17 protein-coding genes are annotated in these 17,880 nt (G+C 73.2%); 9 read left to right on the plus strand and 8 right to left on the minus strand.

All coding sequences use genetic code 11. From position 1 onward, the window contains the following. Positions 1–93: 93 nt before the first annotated feature. Positions 94–894, minus strand: coding sequence for an ABC transporter permease (locus ACGFI1_RS07830; RefSeq protein ID WP_387069664.1), 801 nt, complete (start codon positions 892–894; stop codon positions 94–96). Next, a complete protein-coding gene (locus ACGFI1_RS07835) occupies positions 891–1,844 on the minus strand; it encodes an ABC transporter ATP-binding protein (protein ID WP_392784017.1) in 954 nt (317 codons plus the stop codon). The genes ACGFI1_RS07830 and ACGFI1_RS07835 overlap by 4 nt, the downstream gene beginning before the upstream one ends. Positions 1,845–1,929: 85 nt before the next feature. On the opposite strand from ACGFI1_RS07835, the gene ACGFI1_RS07840 reads away from it, so the two are divergent. Further along, positions 1,930–2,544 (plus strand): DUF1707 SHOCT-like domain-containing protein, encoded by a 615-nt coding sequence (locus ACGFI1_RS07840; RefSeq protein WP_392784018.1) that lies wholly within the window; start codon positions 1,930–1,932, stop codon positions 2,542–2,544. Positions 2,545–2,553: 9 nt separating this feature from the next. Here the strand turns inward: ACGFI1_RS07840 and glpX are convergent, their stop codons facing one another. Next, positions 2,554–3,588, minus strand: coding sequence for a class II fructose-bisphosphatase (gene glpX, locus ACGFI1_RS07845; RefSeq protein ID WP_138639172.1), 1,035 nt, complete (start codon positions 3,586–3,588; stop codon positions 2,554–2,556). A gap of 194 nt (positions 3,589–3,782) precedes the next feature. Here glpX and ACGFI1_RS07850 point away from each other — a divergent pair, with 194 nt between their 5' ends. Together ACGFI1_RS07850 and ACGFI1_RS07855 are read left to right on the plus strand one after the other, a co-directional pair. Further along, positions 3,783–4,448: a TetR/AcrR family transcriptional regulator gene (locus ACGFI1_RS07850; protein ID WP_392732945.1), complete on the plus strand. Its 666-nt coding sequence runs from the start codon at positions 3,783–3,785 to the stop codon at positions 4,446–4,448. A gap of 20 nt (positions 4,449–4,468) precedes the next feature. Then, positions 4,469–5,323 (plus strand): DUF4245 domain-containing protein, encoded by an 855-nt coding sequence (locus tag ACGFI1_RS07855; RefSeq protein WP_392784019.1) that lies wholly within the window; start codon positions 4,469–4,471, stop codon positions 5,321–5,323. Positions 5,324–5,360: 37 nt separating this feature from the next. Here ACGFI1_RS07855 and ACGFI1_RS07860 read toward each other — a convergent pair whose 3' ends face one another. Then, complete coding sequence (locus ACGFI1_RS07860) at positions 5,361–5,594, minus strand: exodeoxyribonuclease VII small subunit (protein ID WP_392732942.1); 234 nt, start codon at positions 5,592–5,594, stop codon at positions 5,361–5,363. Positions 5,595–5,604: 10 nt separating this feature from the next. Then, positions 5,605–6,819: an exodeoxyribonuclease VII large subunit gene (gene xseA, locus ACGFI1_RS07865; protein ID WP_392732940.1), complete on the minus strand. Its 1,215-nt coding sequence runs from the start codon at positions 6,817–6,819 to the stop codon at positions 5,605–5,607. Positions 6,820–6,859: 40 nt separating this feature from the next. On the opposite strand from xseA, the gene ACGFI1_RS07870 reads away from it, so the two are divergent. Further along, positions 6,860–7,285, plus strand: coding sequence for a MarR family winged helix-turn-helix transcriptional regulator (locus ACGFI1_RS07870; protein ID WP_338072601.1), 426 nt, complete (start codon positions 6,860–6,862; stop codon positions 7,283–7,285). A gap of 72 nt (positions 7,286–7,357) precedes the next feature. Here the strand turns inward: ACGFI1_RS07870 and ACGFI1_RS07875 are convergent, their stop codons facing one another. After that, positions 7,358–8,371 carry a hypothetical protein gene (locus ACGFI1_RS07875; protein ID WP_392784020.1) on the minus strand — a complete coding sequence of 338 codons (1,014 nt, stop codon included), beginning with the start codon at positions 8,369–8,371 and terminating at the stop codon, positions 7,358–7,360. Positions 8,372–8,526: 155 nt separating this feature from the next. Here ACGFI1_RS07875 and ACGFI1_RS07880 point away from each other — a divergent pair, with 155 nt between their 5' ends. Then, a complete protein-coding gene (locus ACGFI1_RS07880; protein WP_392784022.1) occupies positions 8,527–9,492 on the plus strand; it encodes a 4-hydroxy-3-methylbut-2-enyl diphosphate reductase in 966 nt (321 codons plus the stop codon). Positions 9,493–9,518: 26 nt separating this feature from the next. Here ACGFI1_RS07880 and ACGFI1_RS07885 read toward each other — a convergent pair whose 3' ends face one another. Continuing rightward, positions 9,519–10,004 carry a DUF6542 domain-containing protein gene (locus tag ACGFI1_RS07885; protein ID WP_301177711.1) on the minus strand — a complete coding sequence of 162 codons (486 nt, stop codon included), beginning with the start codon at positions 10,002–10,004 and terminating at the stop codon, positions 9,519–9,521. Between the two features lie 125 nt (positions 10,005–10,129). After that, on the minus strand, positions 10,130–11,527 hold the full coding sequence (locus ACGFI1_RS07890) for a DNA recombination protein RmuC (protein ID WP_392784024.1): 1,398 nt from the start codon (positions 11,525–11,527) through the stop codon (positions 10,130–10,132). A gap of 143 nt (positions 11,528–11,670) precedes the next feature. Here ACGFI1_RS07890 and ychF point away from each other — a divergent pair, with 143 nt between their 5' ends. The 4 genes from ychF to ACGFI1_RS07910 all read left to right on the plus strand — a co-directional run bounded on the left by ychF (position 11,671) and on the right by ACGFI1_RS07910 (position 17,835). Continuing rightward, positions 11,671–12,762 carry a redox-regulated ATPase YchF gene (gene ychF / locus ACGFI1_RS07895; protein WP_138639179.1) on the plus strand — a complete coding sequence of 364 codons (1,092 nt, stop codon included), beginning with the start codon at positions 11,671–11,673 and terminating at the stop codon, positions 12,760–12,762. A 474-nt stretch (positions 12,763–13,236) separates the two neighbouring features. Next, positions 13,237–14,262 carry a conjugal transfer protein gene (locus tag ACGFI1_RS07900; protein WP_301177713.1) on the plus strand — a complete coding sequence of 342 codons (1,026 nt, stop codon included), beginning with the start codon at positions 13,237–13,239 and terminating at the stop codon, positions 14,260–14,262. 60 nt (positions 14,263–14,322) lie between these two features. Continuing rightward, entirely contained in the window at positions 14,323–14,607 is a 285-nt protein-coding gene (locus tag ACGFI1_RS07905) for a hypothetical protein (protein ID WP_386872674.1), read from the plus strand. 42 nt (positions 14,608–14,649) lie between these two features. Then, positions 14,650–17,835, plus strand: coding sequence for a TcpE family conjugal transfer membrane protein (locus ACGFI1_RS07910; RefSeq protein WP_392784026.1), 3,186 nt, complete (start codon positions 14,650–14,652; stop codon positions 17,833–17,835). The last annotated feature ends 45 nt before the right edge of the window (positions 17,836–17,880 follow it).

A 17,880-nucleotide genomic window follows, 5' to 3' on the forward strand; every position in this document is an offset into this window, starting at 1 on the left:
GCGGCCCGACCTCTCTGCGAGGCACAACGTGAATAAGATTCGCGTCAGCGTAGAGACAGGGCGGGCCGCCGGTCAATCGTCTCCCCGGGGCGATCAGTCGATGAGGCGCCTGCGCATCCCCCGGACGGCGATGACCCACATCAGCGCCGCGAACGCCACCAGGCCCGCCAGATGCCCGAGGTCGGCCAGGGGGTGAAGGCCGAACACCGCGTCCCGGACCAGCTCGACGCAGTGGTAGAGCGGGTTCAGGTAGGAGACCTTCTGCGCCCAGCCGGGCAGCGCGTCCACCGGGAAGAACGTCCCGGCGATCAGGAACAGCGGCGTCACCACGCCGGTGATCACGTAGTCGAACGAGTTGATCGACGGGACGACCGAGGACGTCCACATGCCGAACAGCCCGAAGCCGAGCGCGGTGAAGAACGTGATGAACGGCACCAGCAGCATCCCGAGCGCGGGATCCAGGCCGAAGAACAGCGCCACCACGATCGGCGTGCACGAGTACACCGCCGACTTCGCCGCGATCCACAGCGCCTCGGCCGTCACCAGCTCGTGGACGTCCACCGGCGCAGCGAGCATCCCGTCGTAGGTGTGCTGGAACACCCGCCTGATGTAGCCGTTGAACATGCCCGGGAAGACCGACGTGAACAGCGCCGCCGTCCCGACGACGCCGGTCGCGACGAAGTCGAGGTACCGGTAGTCGCCGATGACCGCGACCATCGACCCGAACCCGTAGCCGAACGCGAGCAGGAAGAACGTCGGCTCCACCATCGAGGCGAACGACTGCGACTTCCAGTACCGCTTGTAGAGCGCCAGCTCGTGCCGCCAGATGCCGCGCACCGGCGCGAACTCGAACCGCCGCAGCCGCGGCGCCCGCTCCACTTCCGTCCGGGTCATTCGACACGCTCCCCGGTCAGCACCACGAACACGTCCTCCAGGCTGGCGGCGCGGCGCACGCCGTCCGGGCCCAGCTCGTCCTCCAGTGAGGGCGGGATGGTCTCCGCCTTCAGCACCGACACCGACGGGCCCGTGCGGCGCGTCGGCAGCCCCGCGGCCCGCGCGAGCCGCTCCACCTCCGTCAGCCGGTCGGGCGGCCCGTAGTGCTCGACCACCCGGTCGCCCGCGAACTCGGCCACCAGCGCGGCCGGTGAGCCCCGCGCGATGACCTTGCCGTGCGACATCAGCGCGCACTCGTCCGCGAGGCGCTCGGCCTCCTCGATGTAGTGCGTGGACATCAGCACGGTGGTGCCGCCCGCGCGCAGCCCGTCGATCAGCCCCCACAGCTCCGCCCGCACCTGCGGGTCGAGGCCCACGGTCGGCTCGTCCAGCAGGACGAGGGCGGGCCGGTGCACCAGCCCGCGGGCGATCAGCAGCCGCCGCCGCATGCCGCCGGACAGGTCGTCCACCTTCGTCCGCTGCCGCTCGGTCAGGTGCGCGATCGCGAGCGCGTCGTCCACGGCCTGGCGCCGCTCCTTGCGGGGCACCCGGTACAGGTGCGCGAACACCTCCAGGTTCTCGCGGGCGGTCAGCTCCTCGTCCAGGTTGTCCTGCTGCGGGACGACTCCCATCACGGCCCGCGCGCGCTTGGACTCGCGCGGGACGCCGAAGCCGAGCACCTCGATGCTGCCCTCGTCGGCGATCGCCTGCGCGGTCAGCATCTTCATGGTCGTCGACTTCCCGGCGCCGTTCGGGCCCAGCAGCCCCAGGCAGATCCCGGTGGGGACCTCCAGGTCCAGACCGTCCACGGCGGTGAAGTCGCCGAACCGCTTCACGACGCCCCGCAGGCTGATCGCCGCCGTGCCGGCCCCGTCCCGAGCAGCGGCGATCTGGGCACGTTGCAAGGTCATACCCCTCACAGTAAGGACAGGCCCGGACACATCCCCACAGGTTTTTCGGCGGCCCCCGCGCCGGACGGCGGTTAATCTTCTAGATGTGGACGTTCCCCAGCGCCCGGCCGCGAAGGCCACCAGCGTGCGCGACCTGCGCGCGTCCGACGCCGACCGGGAACGCGTCGTCGCCGTCCTCGGCGAGGCGGTCGCCGACGGGCGGCTCAGCATGGCCGAGCACTCCGAGCGCACCGCCCGCGCCTACGCCGCCCGCACCCTCGGCGAGCTGACCGGCCTCACCGGCGACCTCGGCCCCGAGGAGGCGCAGCCCATCCTCGTGGACGACCGCCCGGTCACGGTCCTCTTCGGCCGCACCCGCCGGGAGGGGCGCTGGGTCGTGCCCGTGAAGCTGCCCGTGCTGGCCCTGTTCGGGACGGTCGAGCTCGACCTGCGCGAGGCCGTCCTGCAGCGCCGGCACATCGTGGTCGACCCGCTGGTGCTCGGCGGCCGGATCCGGCTCCTCGTCCCCGAGGGCGTCGGCGTGCAGGTCACCGGCCGCAGCATCCTCAGCACCCGCGACCTGCGGGCCCGCCCCGCGCAGGACGGGCCCACCGTCGAGGTCTGCGGCACCATGATCTTCGCCTCGGTGCGCGCCCGCGCGCCGAAGCGGTCGCTGCGCACCCGCGTCCGCGACCGCCTCGGCCGGGGCCGCCGCGCCTAGCGCCGCCGGTCAGACCGCCGTGTCGAAGTTGATCGCGCTGTAGGCGCGGAGCTTGGCGAGGTGGTGCTCGCTGGAGATCGTCCGGATCGTCCCGCTGCGGGAGCGCATGACCAGCGAGTGCGTCACCGCCGTGCCCTTGCTGTAGCGGACGCCGTCGACCAGCTCCCCGTCGGTGATCCCGGTGGCGGCGAAGAACACGTCGTCGGACGTCACCAGGTCGTCGGTGGTCAGCACCCGGCCGAGCTCGTGCCCGGCGTCCTCCGCCTTGCGCTTCTCCGCCTCGTCCTGCGGCCACAGCCGGCCCTGGATCACCCCGCCGAGCGCCTTGATCGCGCACGCCGCGATGATGCCCTCCGGGGTGCCGCCGATGCCGAGCAGCAGGTCGACGCCGGTGCCAGGCCGGGACGCCATGATCGCGCCGGCCACGTCGCCGTCCAGGATGAACTTGATCCGCGCCCCGGCCTCGCGGACCTCCTTCACGATGCCCTCGTGCCGCGGCCGGTCCAGGATGCACACGGTCACGTCGTTCGGCGAGGAGCCCTTCGCGCGGGCGATCGCGCGGATGTTGTCGGCGATCGGGCGCTCGATGTCGACGGCGTCCGCCGCCTCCGGGCCGGTCACCAGCTTCTCCATGTAGAACACCGCGGACGGGTCGAACATCGACCCGCGCGGGGCCACCGACAGCACCGCGATCGCGTTGTTCATGCCGAGCGCGGTCAGCCGGGTCCCGTCCACGGGGTCGACCGCCACGTCGCACTCGGCGCCGGAGCCGTCCCCGACCTCCTCGCCGTTGAACAGCATCGGCGCGTGGTCCTTCTCGCCCTCGCCGATCACGACGACGCCGCGCATGGACACCGTGTTGATCAGCTGGCGCATGGCGTTCACGGCGGCCCCGTCGGCGCCGTTCTTGTCCCCCCGGCCGACCCAGCGGGCGGCGGCCATCGCGGCGGCCTCGGTCACCCGGACCAGCTCCATCGCCAGGTTGCGGTCCGGCGCGGACGGCTCGGTCGTGAGCGGGGAGGAAACGGTGGTCTCATCGGACATGACGGGGCAGCCCCTTCGTTCGGTGGTGCCTCGGATTCTCCGGTGACCGGACGGCGGGTCACAAATTGGACCAGACCAGCCGGGAAACGGAGCGTACCGGCACCCACGGTACCGACCGCCCGCGCCACCGGTATTTGACGGTCCCGCGGGCAAGGGATCGTTTCCCCATGGGAGAGGGCGTAATCTCAGGCGTCATGAGCAGCGACATCGACGTCTCGTCCGGCGAGGCGGCCCGCGGCGGGGGCGCGCGGTCCGCCGACTCCCCCGCGCGGACCTCCGACCGCGGCGCCGCCACCCGCGGCGCCCTGCTGGCCGCGGCGAGGGACGTCTTCTGTGCGTCGGGCTTCGCCCAGGCCGCGGTGACCGACATCGTCGCCAAGGCCGGCGCCAGCGTCGGCAGCCTGTACCACCACTTCAACGGCAAGGCGGACCTGTACCTCACGCTGTTCGAGGACTTCCAGGGCCGCCAGCAGGAGCGCACCCGCGACGCGATCAACGCCGTCCGCGAGGCCGGCGAGACCGACCCCATGCGGCAGTTCATCGCCGGCGCGGGCGCCTACCTGAACGGCTGCCTCGACGAGCGCGACGTCGCCCGGCTGTTCATCTCCGGCGACGGCCCGCCCGGGTTCGACCGGGTCATGCGCCAGCGGCTCAACAAGTGGGCGCGGCGCAACGCCGCGCTGTTCCACACCGCAGACGGCGGCGTGGACGAGGCCCTCGTCACCGTGCTGACCGGCGCGATGGCGGGCGCCGTGTCCGAGATCTCGCTGCTGGACGACGAGGTCGCCGCCCGCCGCCTCGCCGACGAGATCATGGGAATCGTCGGCACGATCCGCAACCCCGGTACCGAGCAGCGCTGACCGTGGGGGATCCTGGAGGGGTGACCGACAAGACCCCGTCCCCTGCCCCCGCCACGCCGGAGAGCGCGCCGGAGAGCGCGTCCGAGACCACCGCGGAGACCGCGGGCGGCGCGGCGTCCGCGGCCGAGACCGCGGAGACCGGCGCCCGGGAGGAGCAGGGCGGCCAGGAAGACCACGGCGCCTCGGCGGAGCAGGGCGTCCAGGCGGAGCAGGGTGGCCAGGCGGAGCAGGCCGGCCAGAGCGAGCAGGAGGCGCCGGCGGGGCGTCCCGTCGTCGAGGTCAGCCCCGGCGTGCACAAGCGGCTCACGACCGGCCTCAGCGGCTTCGCGATCGCGATGGCCGCGTGCCTGGTGCTGGTGCTGGCGGTCTACGTGGTGTCGCCGCGCAGCGACGAGGAGGTCCGGCCGACCGTCGACTACAGCTCGCAGCTGTGGGCGATGCGCAACGACGCGCCCTTCACCGTGTGGGCCCCCGAAGGGCTGCCCGCCGGCTGGCGCCCGAACAGCTCCCGGCTCACCGGCCTCGGCGCGGGCGGTGACACGCCCGTCGCGTGGCACCTCGGGTTCGTGACGCCGAGCGACGAGTACGCGGCGCTGGAGCAGAGCGACGAGAAGGCGTCCGAGTACGTCCCGCGCATGGCCAACAGCGGCAAGCCGACCGGGACGCAGCAGGTCGGCGACGTCACCTGGACGAAGTACCACCGCAAGGACAAGAAGGCGAACACCCTCGCCCGCACCCTGCCGGACGGCAGCAGCGTCGTCGTGACCGGCACCGCGTCCTACGAGGAGCTGGCGGTCCTCGCGGCGGCCCTCAAGGCGCAGGCCAAGGGCGGCGCGAAGCTGGCGCCCTCGACGGCGCCGACACCCGGCTCCTGACGGCCGGGCCCGGGGTGGACGCCCGGGCCCGCGCGCCTCAGAACGGGGCGGCGTCGCCGTTCTCCGGACGGTCGAGGGCGGCGGCCAGCCGCGCGCGGGCGCCCTCCAGCCACTCCTCGCAGACCGCCGCGAGCCGCTCGCCCCGCTCCCAGAGCGCGAGGGACTCCTCCAGCGTCAGCCCGCCCGCCTCCAGCCGCTTGACGACCTCGGTCAGCTCGTCCCGTGCCTGCTCGTACGACGGCTTCTCCGCCGTCTCCTCGTCGTCCGCCACCTGCCCCACCCTAAGACCCCTCGCGGCCGGTCACGGTCACGCCGAGACGCCCGTCGGCCAGCCGGACGTGCAGCGCCTCGCCGTCCTTGACCGCGGCCGACTCCCGAACCACCGCGCCGTCGTCGCGCTGGACGATCGCGTAGCCGCGCTCCAGCGTCGCGGCGGGGGAGAGGGCCAGCAGCCGGGCGCGGGTGTGCGACAGCTCGTCCCCGGCCCGGTCCAGCGCCCCCGACAGGCACCGCCGTGCCCGGTCCCGCAGCGCCGCGACCTGCTCGGACTGCCGCTCGATCTCCCGCACCGGGTCGGCCAGAGCGGGCCGCGACCGCACCGCGCGCAGCCACGCCAGCTCCCGCTCGACGGCCCCCGACAGGCACCGCCGCCCCCGGTCGCGCAGCTGCCGGACGAGCTGGAGCTGCTCCCGCACGTCCGGGACGGTCTTCTTCGCCGCGTCCGTCGGCGTCGAGGCCCGCACGTCCGCGACGAGGTCCAGGATCGGGGAGTCCTGCTCGTGGCCGATCGCGCTGACCACCGGGGTGCGCGCCGCCGACACCGCTCGCACCAGCGCCTCGTCGGAGAACGGCAGCAGGTCTTCCATCGCGCCGCCGCCCCGCGCGATGATGATCACATCGATCTCGGGATCGGCGTCCAGCGCCCGCAGCGCCTCCATCACCTCGCCGACCGCGTACGAGCCCTGCACCGCGGTGTTCTCCACCCGGAACGCGACCGCGGGCCAGCGCCGCCGGGCGTTCTGCAGGACGTCGTGCTCGGCGTCGGAGTCGCGCCCGCAGATCAGCCCGATCTTCCCCGGCAGGAACGGCAGCGGCCGCTTGCGCTCCGGCCGGAACAGCCCCTCGGACGCCAGCACCTGCTTCAGCCGCTCCAGCCGGGCCAGCAGCTCGCCGACGCCGACCGGCCGGATCTCCAGCACGCTGAGCGAGAACGTCCCCCGGTTGATCCAGAAGTCCGGCTTGGCGTGCACCACGACGCGGGCGCCGTCGGTCACCGCCGGGCCCGCCGCCTCGACCACGGCGCGCGGCCCGACGACCCGCACCGACATGTTCGCCACCGGGTCGCGGAGCGTCAGGTACACCGTCCCGCCGCGGGCGTTGAGGTCGGTGATCTGGCCCTCGACCCAGATCCGGCCGAGCCGGCCGATCCAGCCGCTCACCGCCTGCAGGACCGTACGCACCGGAACCGGGGATTCGGCCGTGGTCTCCATCGCCATGCAGGAACACTACTGACTACGACCCCGAGGAGAGTGATCCGTGACCGCATCCGACCGCGAGCTCGCCGAGCAGCTCAACCTGCGCCTGCGCCACGTCGTGCTGATGCTGCGGCAGGCCGGAGCCGACCAGCCGGTCACCAGCCAGCAGCTGTCCGTGCTGGGCTCGCTGGAGCACGGGCCGCGCCGGATGACCGAGCTCGCCGCCGAGCACGGCGTCCGGCTGCCGACCATGACCGCCCAGATCAACCGGCTGGAGCGGGACGGGCTCGTCGCGCGCGGCCGGGACGGCGCCGACGCCCGCGTGGTCACGGCGCGGCTCACCGGGGCGGGCCGGGAACTGCTGGCCGCCGGGCGGGAGCGGCGGCTGTCCTTCCTAGCCGACCGGCTCGCGCACCTGTCGGGCGACGAGCGCGCGCGGATCGCCGCGGCGCTGCCCGCCTTCGACAAGCTCTTCACCGGCCCCTGAGACGCCGAGAGCCCCCAGGGCCTGCCCAGGGGCTCGCGGTGCGCTCGTCCGGTGTTCTCGGTGTCCTCGGTGTCAGTTGAGGCCGTTGAGCTTGGCGATGCGGCGCTCGTACATGCGGATGATGTCCTCGCGCGCTGCGTGCTGGCGCTCGTACTCGCGCAGCAGCTTCACCTGCTCGACCGTCAGGCCGCGCAGGCGCGCGCGCAGCTGCGGCAGCGTGGCGGCGTCGTAGTCGGGCACGGGCAGGTCCGCGGCGATGTGCTCCACCTCCGCCGGGGCGGCGGGCTTGGTCTCCGGCTTCGGCTCGAACGCCTTCTCGTCCTTGGCGACGGCCTCGGCGGTCGTCTCGTCGGACGCCTCCGCGGGCGCCTCCTCGGACTTCGCGGGCTTCGCCGGCTTGGCGGACTTCGCCGGCTCGGCGGGCTTCGTGCCCGGCGCGGGCTCGGCGGCCTCCGGGCTCGGCGCGGGCTTGGCCTGCGGCGCGGGCTCGGGCGCCGGCTCCGCGGGCTCGGGCGACGGGGCCGGCTTCGCGAGCGGCGCCCGCTCGTCCGCCGGCGCCTCCTCCGCGGACTTGGCGTGCCGCCGGCCCAGCGCGCCGGGCTTCGCGGGCTTCGGCGGCGGGCCCGGACGGGCGTGCTTCGGCCGGTGCCGCGTGCCCGTCTCGGCCTCGGTCTCCGCCTTCGGCTCGGCCTTGGGCCTGGTCGCGGCCCCGGGCTTGCCGACGGAGATCTCCGCGCCGGCGGTGCGGGTGCCCTCGCCGCGCGCGGCGGCCGTCCGCCCCGCGGGCCGGGTGCGGCGGACCGGCTCGGGCTCGGGCTCCGGCTCCTCGCCGCGCACCCGCTCGACGACGCGCTCGACGACCTTCTCGGCCGTGCCCTGCACGTCGTCGCGCAGCCGCCCGAGCACCGGCTTCACGCCGCCGCCCTGGGTGATCTCCTTGTAGTCCCTGGTGACCCGGTCGCCGAGCAGCAGGGCCCGGCCGACGCCGAACATGGCCAGGCGGACGGCGTGCAGCGGGAGATCGCGAACCTGCTCGCCCACCGTGTCCCGGACCTGCTCCTTGAGGCGGCGCGGCGATTTCGTCATCGACTCTTCCTCTTCCTGCCTCGTCTGGTGAACTTCACTCTGCCCCACGGGTGCGATCGCGGTCACCCCGGGTTAGTGGATTTCTGTCCAAAGACACCGTGGAGTCGGTCACAGCCAGGTCACTCCCACGATCCGGTGACTCGTACGATAGGGGCATGACCGCCAACAGCCAGCGCCGTGTCCTGCTCGCCAAGCCGCGTGGTTACTGCGCAGGCGTCGACAGGGCCGTCCAGACGGTCGAGATCGCCCTGGAGAAGTACGGGGCGCCGATCTACGTCCGCAAGCAGATCGTCCACAACGTCCACGTCGTCAAGACGCTGGAGGAGCGCGGCGCGATCTTCGTGGACGAGACCGAGGAGGTGCCCGAGGGGGCGATCGTGGTGTTCTCCGCGCACGGCGTCGCGCCCGCCGTGCACCAGGAGGCGGCGGGCCTGAACCTGCGCACGATCGACGCGACCTGCCCGCTGGTCACCAAGGTCCACAAGGAGGCGGTCCGCTTCGCCGCCGACGACTACGACATCCTGCTCATCGGCCACGAGGGCCACGAGGAGGTCATCGGCACCACCGGCGAGGCGCCCGACCACATCCACCTCGTGGACGGCCCCGACGACGTCGCCAACGTGACCGTCCGCGACCCCGACAAGGTCGCGTGGCTCTCCCAGACCACGCTGTCGGTCGACGAGACCATCGCCACCGTCGAGAAGCTCCGCGAGCGGTTCCCCAACCTGATGGACCCGCCGTCCGACGACATCTGCTACGCCACCCAGAACCGGCAGGTCGCCGTGAAGGAGATGGCGGCGCAGGCGCAGCTCGTCATCGTGGTCGGGTCGACGAACTCCTCCAACTCCGTGCGGCTCGTCGAGGTCGCCAAGGAGCACGGGGCCGACAACGCCCACCTCGTCGACTACGCCGAGCACATCGACCCCGCCTGGCTGGAGGGCGTCACCACGGTCGGCGTCACGAGCGGCGCCTCCGTCCCGGACGAACTCGTCCAGGAGGTGCTCGCCTGGCTCGCCGAGCGCGGCTTCGGCGAGGCGGAGGAGATCGAGTCCGTCTCCGAGCACATGCGCTTCTCCCTCCCGAAGGAGCTCCGCAAGGACCTCCGCATCACGCCCGTCTAGACGCGGCATCGCGCGGCGGGCGCCGCTCAGTCCACCTCGCCGTGGTGGAGGCGGCGCTCGCCCGTCGTCACGGGGGACTCGTCCCACCGGACGGGGTTCTCGTTCTCCTCCTTCTCGAACAGGCGCATCCCGGCGAGCTTGTCGCGCAGCTCGCGGACGTTCGTCATCAGCCCCCGCGCCAGGCAGATCACGAGGACCAGCAGCGTCCCGAAGAACAGCCACGGCGCGGTGGCCGCCAGCGCGGTCAGCACCCCGACCGTGACGCCGCGCAGCAGCGAGCCGTCGCCGAGCGCGGTGGCGAACACGACCGTGAACGTCGCCGCGAAGAACACCAGCGGCGGGCTGACGACGAGCGTGAGCAGGTCGGCCGGGCGCGTCGCGAACGCGGCGAGCGCGCAGCCGATCGCGAACCCGGCGCCGGCGAGCAGCGGCACCCCGAACCAGCGCGACAGCAGCCCGCACAGCACCCCGGCGGCGAACATCACGACGATGCCGCCGCGGCCGGTCAGCATGACCGGGCTTCCGGCGCCGGCCGAGCGCGCGCGCGAGCGCGGTGCCGCGGCGCCGTGCTGACGTCCCACTGCACCCTCCGGAGCCGGCGGGGCGCCGCCTTGCGCACCGCGTACCGTCGATGAACTCATCGCCACCCCTTCGCTCCGGGGAACCGGCGCCCCGCACCGCCCGGTTCGCCCCGCTCGTGCGCGTCGCGCCGGTCGGCCTGCTCGGGAATGGCCTGTGAGCCGAAACCTACCGCTTCGGGCGCCGGGGCGGGCTGAGCACGCTCGTCCTTCCGGAGGTCGTCCTCCAGGGGGTCGTCCTCCAGGCGGTGCTCCTCGGCGGTCAGTTCCGCTGCGGAGAGCGCGCGGGGGCTCTCCTCCACGGGACGGGGCCCTTCCAAGCCGTCCTCGACCACGCCCAGCTCGTTCAGCTTGCGGGCGCTGACGAGGACGCGCGTCTCCAGCGAACCGACCGTCCGGTTGTAGGACTTGATGGCCCCGGTCAGGGCGCGCCCCAGTTCGTCGACGTGCTGGCCCATCGTGCCGAGCCGCTCGTACAGCTCCTTGCCCAGCTCGAAGACCGCGCGCGCGTTCTTTGAGAGGGCGGCCTGCTGCCACGCGTAGGACGCCGTCCGCAGCATGGTGATGAGGGTGGTCGGCGTGGCGATGTGCACCCGCCGCCGCATCGCGTACTCCAGCAGGCCCGGGTCGCGGTCGAGCGCGGGGGCGAGGAACGCCTCCCCGGGGATGAACAGGACGACGAACTCCGGGGCCGGGCTGAACGCCTGCCAGTACGACTTCGCCGCCAGCCGCTCGACATGGTCGCGCAGGTGGCGGGCGTGGGCGTCCAGCCGGACCGGGTCGCCGCTCTCGGCGGCCTGCAGGTACGCGGCCAGCGAGACCTTGGAGTCGACGACGATGCTCTTGCCGCCGACCAGCCGCACGACCATGTCGGGACGGACCGTCCCGTCGGCCGTGACCGCGCTCGCCTGCTCGTCGAAGTCGCAGTGGTGCGCCATGCCCGCCAGCTCCACGACCCGGCGGAGCTGCAGCTCGCCCCACCGGCCGCGCGCCTCGGGCCGCTGCAGCGCCCGGACCAGCGACTGGGTCTCGCGGCGCAGCTGGTCGGAGCTCTGCCGGACGAAGTCGACCTGCTTGGCCAGCATCGCGTGCGACTCCCGGCGGCCCGTCTCCACCTCCCGGAGCTGCTCCTCCACCTTGGCGAGGGTCTCCTTGAGCGGCGCGACCAGGTGCTCGACGGCCTGCTGGCGGCGCTGCAGCTCGCCCGCCGCCTCCACGCCCGCGGCCCTGAGCCGCGCGTCCGCCAGTTCGAGGAACCGCTGGTTGCTGGCGTCCAGGGCCTTCGCGGACAGGTTCTCGAAGTGCTCGGCCATCCGGTCCTCGGCGTAGGCGAGCTTCTCCTCGGCGGCCCGCGCCCGCGCGATCAGCGCGCCCTGCCGGCCCGTCGCGAGCGCGTACCCGGCGACGGCGCCGAACACGGCGCCGAGGAGCAGGCCGGCGAACAGCGCGAGGTCCATCCGCTCATCGTGACAGCGCGGCGCCGAAGCGCGATCGCGACGCGCCGGGATGCCGCGGGACGCCCCGTCCCGGACATTCGGCGGAACCCGCGGACGTTCCGGGCAGTACGCGGCGCGCCCGGGCGCCCATAAACTTGACCGCCGTGAGCCTCTCCATCGGAATCGTCGGGCTGCCCAACGTCGGCAAGTCCACCCTGTTCAACGCGCTGACCAAGAACGACGCGCTGGCCGCCAACTACCCGTTCGCGACCATCGAGCCCAACGTCGGCGTGGTCGGGGTGCCCGACCCGCGCCTGCACACGCTGGCGGAGATCTTCGGCTCGCAGAAGGTGATCCCGGCGACGATGGAGTTCGTCGACATCGCGGGCATCGTCAAGGGCGCGTCCGAGGGGCAGGGGCTCGGCAACAAGTTCCTCGCCAACATCCGCGAGACCAACGCGATCTGCCAGGTCATCCGCGCCTTCGAGGACCCGGACGTCACGCACGTGGACGGCGACGTCGCCCCGTCCCGCGACATCGAGACGATCAACACCGAGCTGATCCTGGCCGACCTCCAGACGATCGAGAGGGCGCTGCCGCGCCTCGACAAGGAGGCCCGCACCAAGAAGGACAAGGACAAGCTCGCCGTCGTCGACGCCGTGAACGCCGCGCAAAAGCTGCTCGACGACGGCGTGACGCTCTTCGCGGGGGCGGAGAAGGCCGGCATCGACCTGGCACTGCTGCGCGAGCTGCACCTGCTCACGGCCAAGCCGTTCCTCTACGTCTTCAACCTCGACGAGAGCGAGCTGACCGACGAGGCCCTGCGCGCGCGCCTGCGCGACCTGGTGGCGCCCGCCGAGGCGATCTTCCTGGACGCCAAGATCGAGGCGGAGCTGATCGAGCTGCCGGACGACGAGGCCCTCGAACTGCTCCAGGGCATGGGGCAGGAGGAGTCGGGCCTGTCGCAGCTCGTCCGCATCGGGTTCGGCACGCTCGGGCTGCAGACGTACCTGACGGCGGGCCCCAAGGAGGCGCGCGCCTGGACGATCCGGAAGGGCGACACCGCCCCGGAGGCCGCCGGCGTCATCCACACCGACTTCCAGCGCGGCTTCATCAAGGCGGAGGTCGTCTCGTTCGACGACCTCGTCGAGGCCGGCTCCATGGCCGCCGCCCGCACCGCCGGCAGGGTCCGGATGGAGGGCAAGGAGTACGTGATGCAGGACGGCGACGTCGTGGAGTTCCGCTTCAACGTCTGACCGGCCCGGTGGAGGGCGCGTCACGGTCCGGCAAGGGCCGTGACCAGTGTGATTTTGGCAACAGCCGGTCTCCGTGGTGCCATTGGGGCGGACGAGGCCGGTGAGCTGCCGTTTTGCTGTGTGATGTCGCGTATCGGCCAGTTTGTCGGTTTCTTTCGGGAATGGATTGCGGCCGTCACCGCCACCCGGTCACCAAGCAACGACCGAGTCGCGCCGCTTGTCCGGAACCTGGACCTGCGCACTCTTCGGAGCCTTGGATAGGGGATCGTCACCGTTTGGCAATCTTCCCCGTTCCTGTTGAGGTGGATTGCATTATCCACAACCGCGTGCCGGGGCTGTGCTTCGCTGCGATGCGCTGGAACAATTGACGCCCGTGGTTACCCTGGGCCCGAAGGTGGGTTCGGAAAAGCCACCGGAACATGACCAGGCACACAGGACCGCGCCGACCGGGGGCGAGGCGCGAGCGGAGGCAGGATGGCTCGCAGGTCGGCCGTGGGACGCGGCCGTGACACCGCCGTAGTCGAGGAGACCGCGGCGCCCGCCCGGGCGCTCGCGTCCTCCGTCGACCCCTCGTGGGACCTGTCCGAGCGGGACGGTCGCCGCGGCGGGTCCGGCGCCGGCGGCCCGCGGGGCGGCCGCTGGGGCGGGTCCGGCGGGCGCTGGTGGGTTTGGGTCGGGCGCGCCGTGCTGTGGGCGCTGATCCTCGTCATCCTCGTCAACGGCGTCCGCGCCCCCTTCGAGCGCTTCACCGCGGGCGACTCCGGCGGCGGCGCCGCGTCCCCGTCCAAGCCGCCGCGCAGCGCCGGGTTCCCCAGCAGCGCCGCGGGCGCGTTCGCCATCCAGTTCGCCAACGTCTATCTCAACTACGACCAGAAGACCGCGCCCGCCCGCGAGGCGCAATTGCGCACCTTCCTGCCCGACGGCGCCGACGCGCAATTCGGCTGGAACGGCGTCGGGAAGATGCAGGTGCAGTCCGTCCAGGTCGCCGGAGTCGACGCCCGCGACGCCAACAACGCGACCGTGACGCTGCTCGCCCGCACCGCCGACCGGTGGCTGCGGCTCGCCGTTCCCGTCTACGCCGACAAGAGCGGCTCCCTGGTCGTGTCCGCCCGCCCCGCCCTGCTTCCCCCGCCGACCAAGGCGCAGCTTCCCCAGGGCGGCCTCGACGACCGCGACACCGCGCTCGAGAACGAGCTCAAGCCCTTCCTCGGCACCTTCTTCCCGGAGTACGCGTCCGGCAACCAGGAGGCCCTGTCCCGCTTCTCCGCCGGGACGACCATCACCGGCCTCGCCAAGTCCGTCACGTTCGTGCAGGTCAAGGAGGTCATCGCGCCGAAGGGCGCCCAGGGCGAGCGGTCCGTCACCGCGACCGTGGTGTGGCAGCCCGCCGGAGGCGGCGGCGGCGAGCTGGAGCAGAGCTACCAGCTCACCATGGTCAAGAAGGGCACGACCTGGCTCGTGCGCGACATTCGCGGCAGCACCGAACCGAACGCGTCATGAGAGGCCGCGAATTGAAGAACCGAACCCCCGCATCCGCCGACCGAGGAAGGTAGAACATCGATGCTGCATCACCTCATGGCGTCGATTCCGCTCGATCTCCTGGCGGCGCCCGACGACGAACTCAAAACCGACCAGCTGGCCGATTGGCTCCGCCAGATATTCGGCCCGCTGTTCCTCGTGATCGTCTCCATTGTGGCGATCTTCTTCCTGTTCACCCGCGAGATCACGCGATTCGTGCAATTCATCGTGCTGGCGATCGGCATCGGAGTGATCTTCTACGTGCCGAAGATCATCGAGACCACGGCCAAGGCGATCGCCACGGCCCTCGGTGTGGACGTCTCCTGACCCGGGGAGGCTCGGCGCTCGCGCAGGGAGGGGAGTAGGGGCGTGGATCTGCCCACGTACACGAACATCTGGCGCATCGAGAAGCGGCTGTACAAGCTGTACGACCTGCGGCTGCCCATGCCGCTGCCGCTCGTCCAGATCGGCGTCTTCCTCGGCGTGTTCGTGCCCTGGATCCTGCTGCTCAGGCTGGTCGGCGTCCCGTTCGAGTCGCCCTGGCACGTGCTGTACATCGTCCCACCGGGCGTCCTGACCTGGCTGGCGACGCGCCCCGTCATCGAGGGCAAGCGCCTCACCGAGCTGCTGCTCTCGCAGAGCCGCTACCTCGCCGAGCCCCGCACCTGGTGCCGCCTCACCCCGATCCGCGAACCCCGCGAAGTGGTGATCGTCGCCCGCGTCTGGCGCCGCGCCGAGGGCCCCGCCCCGGTCGCCGCGGCGGAACGCGCCGCGATCAAGACCCGCCGCAAGCGCCGGCACGCCGACCCCGAGCCCACCCCGCTCCCGGCCCGCCCGCCCCGCCCCGCGACCGCGGCGACGCCCCCGCCCCTCGTCGAGTACGCCGCCCAGCAGGAGCAGCCCGCCGCGGCCCCGCCCAAGCCCTGGCGGCGCACCACCCGCGACAACTTCCACGAGGACGACGTCCTGCCCCTCCCCACCGCCGACATGGAACGCCCCCCGGCGACCCCCCAGCTGGAGACCCCGGCGGGCTCCGGCAAACGCGCCCTGGCCTCCGGCGTCCGCCGCCCCGGCGCCCCCGCCGAGATCTGGCAGGCCGCCCCCGCCACCCGCCCCGACATCCCCCAGCAGCACCCCGCCGACATCCGCCGCGCCGCCGAAGAGATAGCCAACGGCCCCCGCGAGCCCGCACACCCCCCCACACCGCCCCGGCACGCCCCGGCCCCACCCGGAAGCGCAACACCCACGCCCAACGCCCCTACCGCCGACCCCTCAGCACCGAACACGCCTCCCCAGCAGACGACACCGCCCGCAGCAACACGACAGCCGGGCTCCACCCCCGCAACAGGCGTCCCGGCGACAGGCCGCGCAACAGCAGGCGGCCCCGCCCCGCACACAGCGCCCCCCGAACCAACACGGCAGCCGGGCCCCCCACCCGCGACCAGCGTCCCAACGCCAGTCCGCCCCGCCCCCGGGGCAGCGCCGCCCGAGGCAACGCACCAGCCGGGTTCCACCCCCGCGACCGGTGTTCCGGCGGCAGGCCGCACTGGCCCCGCCTCAGAGACGCCGCCCGAAGCAACGCGGCAGCCGGGCTCTACCCCCGCGGCCGGTGTTCCGGCGGCAGGTCGTGCTGCATCAGGCGGTCCTGCCCCGGAGACAGCGCCGCCCGAGGTAACTCGGCCGGGCTCCACCCCCGCGACCGGTGTTCCCACGGCCGGTGCCGGTGCGGCGAGCGGGGCTTCGCCGGAGTCGGCGCCGCCTGAGGCGACGCGGCAGCAGAGCCCTACGCGTCCCATCCGCGCGACCGGTGTTCCGGCACCCGGCCCTGCAGCCGCGGGCGGGCCTATGCCAGAGCCGGCGTCGTCCGAGCGGACGCGGCAGCCGAGTAACACCGATCCGACCGGCGTTCCTGCGAGCGGGGCTTCCCCGGCGCCGACGCTGCCTGAGGCGACGCGGCAGCAGAGCTCTACGCATCCCATCCGCGCGACTGGTGTTCCGGCACCTGGCCCTGCTGCAACGGGCGGGTCTACGTCAGAGCCGGCGTCGTCCGAGCGAGCGCAGCAGTCGAGCAGCACCGATCCGACCGGCGTTCCCGCGTCGGGGACGGTGCCATCTGAAGGGACGCGGCAGTCCGGCCCCGCGCAGCCTGGCCGTCCGACTGGTGTTCCGGTGGCCGGTCCTGCTGCGGGGGCTGCGTCGGCGTCGGGTCCTGCGGACGGTTCCGGTGTGGAGTCCGGGCGGCGGGCCCAGGAGACGGCTTCCGGGGGCGGTGCGTCCGGTGGGGAGCCGGGGGACAAGAAGGTCGCCGGGCCGCGGGCGCCGGTGCCTCCGCCGCCGCCTTGGGCGCCGCCCGTGACGCGGCCCGATGTGCCGATGGTGCCCGGGGCGTTCGGGGCGCCGCCCCGGGCGGTGCCGCCCGCACCGAGGCGCGAGCCGCCTAAGCCGTGGTCGGAGGGGCTGTCCCGGCCGCAGCGTCCGGCCGCCGAGACCCCGGCACAGCCTGTCGAGCCTGCGGCGGCGCAGCAGGTGCCGCCGCCCGCGCCGCCTGTGGAGGAGCAGGCGCCGCCGCGTGAGGTGCGGTCGCAGCCGGCCTCGCCCGTGCGGCCGCGCCCGCTGCCGCCGCCGCCCGCGCCGCCGCCGTCCGGTCCGGCGATCACGCCGCCGGGGCCGGAGCACGAGGTCAGCACCGGCGGGTTCCGGCGGCTCATCCACGCCGTCGGCGGCGGGCACGGCGAGGCCGACGCCGAGTACCAGCAGCGGCTCCAGCAGCCGTTCCACGGGACGCGGCACGTGGTCGTCCTCGGGTGCACCGGGGGCGCGGGGCAGACCGTCACCGCGCTGATGCTCGGGCACACATTCGCGCAGCACAACGGGGAGCCCGTCGTCGCGATCGACGTGAACCCCGGGCCGGGCGCGCTGGCCCGCCGGACGCGCAGCGACACCAACGAGACGCTGACCGGGCTCATCACGCGCGCCGACCAGGTCGGCAGCCTCACCGCGATGCGCCGGTACACCTCGCAGGCCAAGTCCGGGCTCGACGTGATCGCGGCGGGCAAGAACCCGCTGCAGGCGCTCGACGACCGCGACTACGCGCTCGCCATCCGCACGATCGACAAGTTCTACTCGGTGACGCTGCTGGACGCGGCCGCCGCCGTCGTCGCGCGGGTCCTGCCGTACGCCGACCAGATCGTGCTGGTGGCGCCGGCCAGCGCCGACGCGCCGCGCGCCGTCGCGATGACGTTCGAATGGCTGGACGGCCACGGCTACGAGGAGTTGCGGTCCCGCGCCGTGACCGTCATCAACGGGGTGAGCCGCCGCAGCATGGACGACGTCGAGCAGGCCGAGGCCGTGGCGCGCGGCAGGTGCCGGGCCCTGGTGCGCATCCCGTGGGATGATCACCTCAGCATGGACCGCGCGCCGCGCAACGAGCTGAAGTCGTTGCGGACGCCGACGCGGCGTGCCTACCTTGCCTTGGCCGGTGTCGTCGCCGGCGGCTTCACCGTCATGCCCGAGCGTTACCAGGAGCTTCAGCAGGAGCAGGAGGCCACCCGATGAGCGCCCCTCGCGGGCATCGAGCGGAGACCCTAGTGAAACGGGCAT

Origin of the sequence: Actinomadura geliboluensis (assembly GCF_043197915.1) — a bacterium.
GTDB lineage: Bacteria > Actinomycetota > Actinomycetes > Streptosporangiales > Streptosporangiaceae > Spirillospora > Spirillospora geliboluensis.

Excerpts from the sequence above, each read along its gene's own strand:
- xseA (WP_392732940.1), bottom strand. The coding sequence starts at position 6,819 with ATGGCGATGGAGACCACGGCCGAATCCCCGGTTCCGGTGCGTACGGTC.
- ACGFI1_RS07835 (WP_392784017.1), bottom strand. The coding sequence starts at position 1,844 with ATGACCTTGCAACGTGCCCAGATCGCCGCTGCTCGGGACGGGGCCGGC.
- ACGFI1_RS07850 (WP_392732945.1), top strand. The coding sequence starts at position 3,783 with ATGAGCAGCGACATCGACGTCTCGTCCGGCGAGGCGGCCCGCGGCGGG.
- ACGFI1_RS07900 (WP_301177713.1), top strand. The coding sequence starts at position 13,237 with ATGGCTCGCAGGTCGGCCGTGGGACGCGGCCGTGACACCGCCGTAGTC.
- ACGFI1_RS07885 (WP_301177711.1), bottom strand. The coding sequence starts at position 10,004 with ATGCTGACCGGCCGCGGCGGCATCGTCGTGATGTTCGCCGCCGGGGTG.
- ACGFI1_RS07905 (WP_386872674.1), top strand. The coding sequence starts at position 14,323 with ATGCTGCATCACCTCATGGCGTCGATTCCGCTCGATCTCCTGGCGGCG.
- ACGFI1_RS07830 (WP_387069664.1), bottom strand. The coding sequence starts at position 894 with ATGACCCGGACGGAAGTGGAGCGGGCGCCGCGGCTGCGGCGGTTCGAG.
- ACGFI1_RS07875 (WP_392784020.1), bottom strand. The coding sequence starts at position 8,371 with ATGACGAAATCGCCGCGCCGCCTCAAGGAGCAGGTCCGGGACACGGTG.
- glpX (WP_138639172.1), bottom strand. The coding sequence starts at position 3,588 with ATGTCCGATGAGACCACCGTTTCCTCCCCGCTCACGACCGAGCCGTCC.
- ACGFI1_RS07890 (WP_392784024.1), bottom strand. The coding sequence starts at position 11,527 with ATGGACCTCGCGCTGTTCGCCGGCCTGCTCCTCGGCGCCGTGTTCGGC.
- ACGFI1_RS07880 (WP_392784022.1), top strand. The coding sequence starts at position 8,527 with ATGACCGCCAACAGCCAGCGCCGTGTCCTGCTCGCCAAGCCGCGTGGT.